The 4645-nt window shown below is 74.1% G+C and carries 6 protein-coding genes; 4 read left to right on the top strand and 2 right to left on the bottom strand.

The window, feature by feature from the left end:
- The coding region (locus E1300_RS51015; protein WP_165503329.1) for a helix-turn-helix domain-containing protein at positions 1 to 648 on the top strand (648 nt) is incomplete at its 5' end.
- Between the two features lie 405 nt (positions 649 to 1053).
- On the opposite strand, the gene E1300_RS47720 is transcribed toward E1300_RS51015, so the two are convergent.
- The gene (locus E1300_RS47720; RefSeq protein ID WP_131763867.1) at positions 1054 to 1791 is read right to left on the bottom strand and encodes a histidine phosphatase family protein; all 738 of its coding nucleotides are present in this window, start codon (positions 1789 to 1791) and stop codon (positions 1054 to 1056) included.
- A gap of 174 nt (positions 1792 to 1965) precedes the next feature.
- Here E1300_RS47720 and E1300_RS47715 point away from each other — a divergent pair, with 174 nt between their 5' ends.
- Both E1300_RS47715 and E1300_RS47710 read left to right on the top strand, forming a co-directional pair.
- The gene (locus E1300_RS47715; RefSeq protein ID WP_131763866.1) at positions 1966 to 2331 is read left to right on the top strand and encodes a hypothetical protein; all 366 of its coding nucleotides are present in this window, start codon (positions 1966 to 1968) and stop codon (positions 2329 to 2331) included.
- A 112-nt stretch (positions 2332 to 2443) separates the two neighbouring features.
- Positions 2444 to 2848: a hypothetical protein gene (locus E1300_RS47710; protein WP_131763868.1), complete on the top strand. Its 405-nt coding sequence runs from the start codon at positions 2444 to 2446 to the stop codon at positions 2846 to 2848.
- Between the two features lie 83 nt (positions 2849 to 2931).
- On the opposite strand, the gene E1300_RS47705 is transcribed toward E1300_RS47710, so the two are convergent.
- Positions 2932 to 3699 carry a nuclease-related domain-containing protein gene (locus E1300_RS47705; protein WP_131763865.1) on the bottom strand — a complete coding sequence of 256 codons (768 nt, stop codon included), beginning with the start codon at positions 3697 to 3699 and terminating at the stop codon, positions 2932 to 2934.
- Positions 3700 to 4010: 311 nt separating this feature from the next.
- Here E1300_RS47705 and E1300_RS47700 point away from each other — a divergent pair.
- Positions 4011 to 4645: DEAD/DEAH box helicase (locus E1300_RS47700; protein WP_131763864.1), on the top strand; the 635-nt coding region annotated here is incomplete at its 3' end.

Here is a 4645-nt window from a genome sequence, read left to right as displayed (position 1 = left end):
CCCGGCACCCGCGGGCCGTCCGGCGCTCTGTTCCGCCCCGCGCGCGGCGGCACCGCCCCGGACGGCCGCCGGCCGCTGCTCACGCTCGCGCTGCTCGGCACCGACCAGCCGTCCGCCCGCCTGGACGGCGTCCGCGTCCCGCTGACGCTCCGGCACGCCGAGATCCTCGCGCTGCTCGCCCTGCACCCCGGCGGCCTCAACGGCGACCGGCTGTCCTGGCACCTGTACGGCGACGAGGGCAGCCCCGTCACCGTCCGCGCCGAGATCCACCGGCTCCGCGCGCAGCTCGGCGACCTCGTCCGCGCCAAGCCCTACCGGCTCGGCTGCGCGGTCGAGGCCGACTTCCTCACCGTCCGGCGCCTCCTGGACGAGGGCGACGTCGCCGGCGCCGTCCGGCTCTACGGCGGCGAGCTGCTGCCCCGCTCCGACGCCCCCGCCGTCCGCGCCGAACGCGACGAGCTGGCCGTGCGGATCCGGCGCCAGGCCCTGGACGGCAGCGGCGCCGACACGCTCTGGGCCTACGCCCAGACCGAACCGGGCCGCGACGACCTGGAAGTCCTGGAACGCCTCACCGCACTCCTCCCCTCAGGCGACCCCCGCCGCCCCGCCGCGACGTCCAGAGCCAACCGCCTACTAGAAGCCGAGTAGCCCGCCAAGCGGAGGCCACCCTAAGCGTCGCCCGCCGCCGAACCCGCACCAGAACGTCCGTAGCCTCAGGTGTCAGCGACCGGAAACGTCGCGATCGCGTGCGAAGCCAAGTTCGAGCGGAGCGAGAACTTGATCGCGCAGCGAGCCGCCAGGCGAGCCGAAGCGATGCAGCGATCGCCCGCAGTGCCCGTTGAAGGAAGGCCTGCCAGGGCCTGACGCCGAGGGCACTGCAAATAAGCACAGGCCGTCACTGGAACGTCCGTAACCCAAGCTGTCAGCGACCGGAAACGTTGCGATCGCGTGCGAAGCCAAGTTCGAGCGTGCGAGAACTTGATCGCGCAGCGAGCCCCTGGGCGAGCCGGAGCGATGCAGCGATCGCCGCAGTGCCCGTTGAAGGAAGGCCCGCTAGGGCCGACCGCCGAGGGGACTGCTAGTAAGCAAATGCCCTCGGTCGTTGTAGCAGATGGCTTGGAGTTCGCTGCCGTTGTGCTGCCAGCAGGAGAAGGAGGCGTTCGCCACGGGTTCCTTCTCGATCTCCAGGACCTCGTGTTCGGTGAGGTTCTCGACGAGGTAGCGGGTCATGACGACGATGGCGTCGTGGGTGACGACGAGGACGCGGCCGCCGGGGGCCTCGGCTTCGAGGTCGCGGTAGAAGCTGCGCAGCCGTAGCGCGAGGTCCGCCCAGGACTCGCCGCCGGGCGGGCGGTAGTAGAACTTGCCGAGGCGGCGGAGGCGGGCCGCCTCGTCGGGGTGGCGGCGCCGCATGCCGAGGGGGGTGAGGCCCTCCATGATGCCCTGGTCGCGGTCGCGGAGCCGCTCGTCCACGCGGAGGCGCACGCCGTCCGAGGCGCCGGGCGCGGCGTAGGGGGTCTGGGCGAGCGCGATCCGGGCGGTGTCGACGGTGCGGCGGAAGGGGGACGCGACGGCGAGCGTGGGGCGCTCGTGGTCGGGGAGGGCGGCGAGGCGGCGGCCGAGCGCCGCGGCCTGCTCGCGTCCGGTGTCGGACAGCGGCACGTCGGCGTCGCGTTCGGTGATGCCGCTCTCCTCGGCGTCGGTGCCCTGCACCGCCTGCCAGGCGAGGTTGCCGGTGCTCTCGCCGTGCCGGGTCAGAGTCAGCTGCTGCAACGCGTTCACGCCCGCCATGCTGCCACGCCCGGGGGACCGCCGGTGCCGGTGGCGGACGAGAAGAGGCCCGCGCCACATCCGCCGGACGGGTTGTCGGGACGGCGCCGCCCGGGGGTCTCGGACAGGCGGCGCCGTCCCGCTATCGGCGGCGGGTGCCGCCGAGCTCTACGCGCGGTAGTACTCTCTTCTGTCGTGACGACCGTCCTGGCCACCGCGATCATCGTGGTGGCGCTGCTGGCCGCGGCCCACGCCCTGGTGACCGCGCTGCGCGACCGCCCGATGGGCGTCGACCACCTCGTCGTGCTCGGCGTCCTGGAGGTCCTGCTCGTCGCGCAGGCCGTGGTCGGGTTCGTGAAGCTCGCGGACGACCAGGGGCCGCGGAGCCCGGCCACGTTCGTCGGGTACCTGCTGGCCGTCCTGCTGATCCCCGCGGCGGGCGCCGGGTGGGGGCTGCTGGAGCGGTCCCGGTACGGGCCGGGGGTGCTCGTCGTCGCGTGCCTCGCCGTCGCGGTGATGATCGTCAGGATGAACCAGATATGGAGCGGCACCGGTGTCTGAGCCCGAGGGAGTCCGGCCCGGAGCCCGTGCGGGCGCCGGCGCCCGCGCCGGAGCCGAGGCCCGCACGGGCACCGCGGGGACCGGAGGCGCGACCGGGACCGGGCCCGGCCGGCTGCTGGTCGCCGTCTACGCGGTCTTCGCGCTGGCCGCGGGGGCCCGCGCGGGCGTGCAGATCGGTACGAAGTTCTCGGACGCCCCCCTCGCCTACACGCTGTCGGCGCTGGCCGCGGCCGTCTACGTCCTGGCGACGGTCGCGCTCGCCCGCGGCGGCCGGACGTCGTTCCGCCTCGCCGTCGCAGCGTGCTCGGTGGAACTGGCCGGCGTGCTCGTCGTGGGGACGCTGAGCCTCGTCGACTCCGCGGCGTTCCCGGACGAGACCGTCTGGTCCGGGTACGGGCGGGGCTACGGGTTCGTGCCGCTCGTCCTTCCTGTCGTGGGGCTGCTGTGGTTGCGCCGCACCGCCCGCTCGGGCGGCGGGACCCTCGCGGGCGATGGGCGCCCTGCGGGCGGCGGGTGAGCCCTCCGGCCACAGGCTTTCGGGCCGCACGATCGCCGGCGCGGCGCTGACGCGCCCGGCGCGGGTGCGGCGGTCGGCGGCGTTCACGCGGCGGCCGGCATGACGCGGCCGCCGATGGGCAGCGTGCGGACGGCGGCCCGGGCGATGTCCTCGACCTCTTCGGCGGAGTAGTCGGCGCGCGGGTTGCGGCGCATCCACCGGACGAGCTTCAGCGGTGGCGCGAACGTGATGCCGTCGGCCTCGAACGGCGTCCTGCGGGGCAGCTTGCCGCCGTGCACGGCGAGCACCGGCACGACCTTCACCGGCGTCCCGGCGCCCTCGGAGATCAGCCGGGCCGCGGCGTCGGCGCGCGCGACGAGGCCCTTGACGAGCTTGGACTGGGTGCGGCCGTCGATGAACAGCCGCCCGCCGTGGTGGGTGATCTCGAAGTCCGGCTGCCAGGCCTCGTTGTGGACCAGCCACACGCCGCCCGGTCCGATCACGAGCTGGTCGGCGGACCCGTGGTCGGGGACGGTCCGCGCGTGCAGCACCCGGTATCCGCGCCGCTCCAGCGTGAACCGCAGCAGCCGCGCCATCCGCTGGTCGCCGCGCAGGCCGCGCCGCCACACGCTCGACATGCTGTAAAGGCGCCAATGCACCAGCGCGTCCGCGGCGGCCACCACCACCGCGGCGATGATTCCGGCGACGGCGCTGGCCAGTGCCCCGAACAGCAGCAGCGCCACGATCGCCAGAACGGCGCGGGTCCGCAGCCGCCCTTTTCGGCCCCGCTGCCAGAGCTCCTCGTAAACCGCCTGCGGCGATCCCCCCGTGAACGCCGCCCTGTCCCTGAGGTAGATCGAGCTGCCGATCATGACAACCTCCCAGCACCCTGCACTGACGACCTCATTATGAGGACACGGAAGGCATTGTCGCCACACTTCACCCGGTGCTGGATGTCAGACGGCAAAGTCACTTCGGGCCCCAGAGCATTGTTTACCTGGTATTTTGCTCTGAACGGCCGGTGACGATTCTTGGGAAAAAATTTAGAACGTTCTAGCAAATGGCGAAACGTCCGATGCAACTATCACCGTAACGCGCGCGGGGGCTTTCGTCGCCGTGGCATTTCTCACATGGCCGCTCACCCTCCGGGCAGGACGGTCGCGACTGCCGCCACACTGGAGCGATGCAGCACCCCCGCACCGCGCGCATCGCGGGCGCCGAGGACCTCCCGGTCCACCGGGCCGTCCCGGGCCTGCGCGCGGCCCTCGCCGGGCGGGGCGCGGCCGTCCTCGCGGCGCCTCCCGGCACCGGCAAGACCACCCTGGTCCCGCTGGCCCTCGCCGGCCTGGCCCTTCCCGACCCCGCGGCCGCGGGCACCGGGGGGAAGGTGCTGGTGCTGGAGCCGCGGCGGCTCGCCGCGCGCGCCGCGGCCCGGCGGATGGCCTGGCTGCTCGGCGAGCGCGTGGCGGAGCGGGTCGGGGTCACCGTGCGCGGCGAGCACCGGCCCGGCACCCTGGTCGACGTCGTCACCACCGGCGTCGTCCTCCAGCGCCTCCAGTCCGAACCCGAGCTCGACGGGATCGGCACCGTGATCCTGGACGAGTGCCACGAGCGGCACCTGGACGCCGACACCGCCCTCGCCTTCCTGCTGGACGTGCGGGCCGCGCTGCGCCCCGACCTGCGGCTGGTCGCCGCGTCCGCGACCGCCGACACCGGCCCCTGGGCGCGCCTGCTCGGCGGGGACGGCGGCCCCGCGCCGGTCGTGGAGACCGAGGCCGCGCTGCATCCCGTCCGCACGGTCTGGGCGCCGCCGCCCCG

The organism is Actinomadura fibrosa (assembly GCF_900659615.1).
GTDB classification, from domain to species: domain Bacteria; phylum Actinomycetota; class Actinomycetes; order Streptosporangiales; family Streptosporangiaceae; genus Spirillospora; species Spirillospora fibrosa.
This window is presented reverse-complemented; position numbering and strand designations above follow the sequence as displayed.